This is a genomic window from Paenisporosarcina sp. P5_A11 (assembly GCF_056400705.1).
This window is the reverse complement of sequence record NZ_JBFUKT010000254.1, coordinates 1-3,379: the sequence shown is the minus strand read 5'-3', so window position 1 is coordinate 3,379 and position 3,379 is coordinate 1. Positions and strand designations below refer to the sequence as shown.

At 33.8% G+C, this 3,379-nt stretch carries 4 protein-coding genes; all 4 read left to right on the top strand.

Annotated features, from left to right (window positions below; genetic code table 11):
- Positions 1 to 131: 131 nt before the first annotated feature.
- The gene (locus AC1DOS_RS18875; RefSeq protein WP_477538743.1) at positions 132 to 359 is read left to right on the top strand and encodes a hypothetical protein; all 228 of its coding nucleotides are present in this window, start codon (positions 132 to 134) and stop codon (positions 357 to 359) included.
- Between the two features lie 23 nt (positions 360 to 382).
- Positions 383 to 2,335: a hypothetical protein gene (locus AC1DOS_RS18870; RefSeq protein WP_477538742.1), complete on the top strand. Its 1,953-nt coding sequence runs from the start codon at positions 383 to 385 to the stop codon at positions 2,333 to 2,335.
- Complete coding sequence (locus AC1DOS_RS18865) at positions 2,322 to 3,170, top strand: hypothetical protein (RefSeq protein ID WP_477538741.1); 849 nt, start codon at positions 2,322 to 2,324, stop codon at positions 3,168 to 3,170. Before AC1DOS_RS18870 ends, AC1DOS_RS18865 begins: the two co-directional genes overlap by 14 nt.
- A partial coding sequence (locus AC1DOS_RS18860; protein WP_477538740.1) for a hypothetical protein occupies positions 3,167 to 3,379 on the top strand: 213 nt, incomplete at its 3' end. The genes AC1DOS_RS18865 and AC1DOS_RS18860, both read left to right, overlap by 4 nt.

Below are 3,379 nucleotides of genomic sequence, written 5' to 3'. Positions count from 1 at the left end.
TTTAACGATGAAAATTACTATAAATTAAAAATGTAGTAAAACTACAAAATTAAAATGAAGTAATAGTATTGTAATTTATTTTAAATATTGTATACTACTATTATATTATAAATTACACGGAGGTTCATTATATGGCGGAAACTAAACGTGAGCGTTTCATTAGAGTGGCCGAAACTAGGACAAACAAGATTATTAAATTGATTGAATTATTGGGGAACTGTTCAAACAAAAACAACTATGATTACACAGATGAAGACGTGAAGTTGATTATAGGTACATTAGAAAGTGAATTGAAGGAATTAAAACAGAAGTTTTACCAAAGTGAAACGAAAGAGAAGGAATTCAAGCTAAAAAAATAGATTACTAGAAAGGATGATAATGTATGACATATTGGAACTTTCCTGCTGTCGCAGGAGGTAGTATTAACTCAATTAATAATGCTAGTCTAGAAACCTTCCGTGATAATCCAATTGATTCTTTAACACGTGAGGTTTGTCAAAACTCTTTGGACGCCATAAAAGATCCTACTAAACCTGTTACGGTAGAATTTAACACGTTCAAAAATGACATCTTACCAAACCGAAACGAACTCGTTGATGCATTAAGCAAAGCAAAATATACTTGGCTTTATAAAACAGAGAAGAAAAATGAAAAAATTCTCATGTTTATTAATAGAGGATTAGAACTGTTAGAAAACAAAGAAATCGAATTTATGCGAATTAGTGATTTTAATACTAATGGCTTAGTTGGTGCAAAAGAAGCAAAATTAGGTACACCTTGGAGTTCCCTCATTAAAGAAGCTGGTTCTTCTAATAAAGATGATGATTCTGGTGGTAGCTTCGGTATAGGGAAGGCTGCTCCATTTCTAAGCTCAGAATTAAGGACGTTGTTTTACTCCAGTTATGATAAAGAAGGGTACAAATCTCATATTGGAGTTTCTGATATTATGTCTTTTTATAAGGATGACAATCTTGTAACCGTTGGAAAAGGATTTTACACTAAAAATGATAATTCACATCCGATTGAAGGTCTATTAAATCTTGATCCATCACTCAATCGTGATGAATACGGTACAGACATTTTTGTCACATCCTTTAAAGAGGTTGAAAACTKGCAGAATGAAATGATTCTATCAGTACTAAAAAACTTCTTTGTAACAGTTTTTGAAAAGCTATTAATTGTAAAAATTAATGGTTTTCAAATCGATCATAAAAACATTGCTGAATTAATTGCTAGATTGGATGATAATGATGAAAATCGAATTTTAAAGCTTTACTTTTCATTACTTACATCTGAACGAACTATCCGTATTCCCTATCGAAAGCAATCATTCAGTAATAGAAAAGGCAAGATTGATTTTGAAGAAGGAGAAGCGGAACTGTTACTGATGGACGGGGAAGATTTAAATCGTTGTGTATTAATGACACGTAAAAACGGTATGAGAATCTATGAGCAAAACCGAATTAGCGGTAGCATATCTTTTACAGGACTATTAATTATGAAAGGAAAAAACATGAACAAAGTGTTCAAACAAATGGAAAACCCAGCTCATGATAAATGGATTCCGAAGCGGTATGAGGAAAATCCAACCCTTGCAGATAAGATTTATTCTGATTTACGTCAGTTCCTTCGTGATTCAGTGAAGGATACGTTCCAACAAAATACTACTGATTCGATGAATGCGGTAGGGCTAAGTGATTTCTTACCAAACAGAAATTTACTAGAAGAAGATGGTACTGAAAAAGTAGAATCAATTGAAACACGATTGAAGTCAATTGGTATAAAAGAAATTGAGCAAAAACCATCTAAGAAGGCTAAATCTAGAGGAAACAATCCTACTAAAACAGAAGAGCAAATTCTAGGGGTGTTTGGCATTACTGACGGTGAAGAAAGTGGACACGTTCCTGGAGAAGGTGGCTCTGGGGGGGGTGGCGGTGGCGGCACAACCGAACCTGGTGGCGAAAAAACAATAGATCCAGATAAAGGTGGAAATGTTGGTGTAAAAGAAAAAGAAGCAACGAAAAGTGTTCCTGTCAAAAACCAACAAAAGTATGCATGTGCCAATAAGAAAGCTGGGCAATACAGATTCGCGATTACTTCACAAAAAGCAATTAAAAGAGGCGAGTTGAAATTCAAAGTTATGGGTGAACAAAATGATTTTGATTTGCCAATTGTACAAGCCCAATTTGCTGACAATCGCATGGTAGTGGATAGCATATCAGATAATACAATTCGTTTTTCAACAACAGCAATAACGAAAACCTTAAATGTTGATATTCAAATTGACTACTCAGATTATTGTGTAATGGAGGTGAGCGTCTATGAAGTTAAGTAATTCCTATCCTTATCCAGTTCTTCATCCGAATAATGATGACTATAATAATTCAAGCTTTCAAGTTGATTTTGTTACAGAGAAAGTATTCGGAGAATTCAAAATCCGTGCTTCCTTTTCATTACAAAATGAAGGAATAGAACAATTAACTCAAGTAGGAAACGCAGTTTACATGCTTCGTGTTGATTGTCCACAAACAAGCTTTCGGAAAGCCTTTTTTAATACGAAACCCGGAATTCATGAATCTATTGACACAAAGCATCTTAGAGGTAAAGTGAACATTTACTCGTTTATCATAGCGCAACGAGAAATCACACATTATTATAATGAATCTTTAAATGACTGGTATAAAGGTATGGAGATTACGTTTGAAAGAGGAAATTTTCTAGCAATCGGTAATGCTATTGAAGCAACTCTTCATGAAGATAACACTGAATTAATGGACCTCCCCGCAATAATCGATGTGCACAGAGGAATGAACAAGGAATACATGGAGGTAGAAATAAATTCTCAAATTATACTGCTTTCATTGCCTGAAGAAGAGTATGATCATTACGCAAGTTATGCTAACACAAGGTTAAAAAGTACAATCATTTCCATGATATTCCTTCCGTGCTTAATGGAAGTATTTACTAGAATGAAAGATGACAGAGAAGATTTAGTAGAGTACACATGGTACCAAGTGATGGAGAAGATTTTCAAAGAAAACAATCTGCAAATTGAAGATGTAGGAACAGATCGTTTACCTGCACTAAAAGCAGCTCAGCTTATTTTGCGTAAACCGCTAAAACCCAGCTTTAAAGAAATAGAAAAAATTACACTGGAGGACYAAAGATGAAATTAATATTCATTTCAGAACACACACTCCAAGATTTAAAAATTAATAACGAAGCATACTTAGAACGTTATTATATGGAAGACCTTAAATGGTTCAATCTATACTTTAGTGAAGAAGGTAAAGTATTAAACAGCAGCTTTGAATTTGATATGCCGATGTTTTCTTATCATGAAGACTATACCGTAAGTGATAGAGAAAATGTAAAGGCC

Coding starts and splice junctions, on each gene's coding strand:
- AC1DOS_RS18875 (WP_477538743.1), top strand. CDS start 132: ATGGCGGAAACTAAACGTGAGCGTTTCATTAGAGTGGCCGAAACTAGG.